General features: G+C 65.7%; 1 pseudogene. It reads left to right on the top strand.

The features are described 5' to 3' along the window. Positions 1-231, top strand: a pseudogene (locus ACPYOG_RS20790) (ABC transporter ATP-binding protein); the annotation flags it as partial. Between the last annotated feature and the right edge of the window lie 5 nt (positions 232-236).

Below are 236 nucleotides of genomic sequence, written 5' to 3'. Positions count from 1 at the left end.
CGCGAAGTCGGGCTCGGGGTGCTCTACATCACCCACGACCTTGCCACAGTGCGCCACTGCAGCGACGAGATCATCGTGCTCAACCAGTGCAGGATCGTCGAGCACGGCCTCGCCGACGACGTCATCCTTCGCCCGAAGAACCCACACACGCGCGAACTCCGCGCCGCGTCCCCCAATCCCGACGAACATTTCGGGTCGCTGACCCCACAGACTGCAGGAGGTGCGCTGTGAGCGCC

Source organism: Leifsonia sp. HAY1-4F (assembly GCF_056755275.1).
This window is presented reverse-complemented; position numbering and strand designations above follow the sequence as displayed.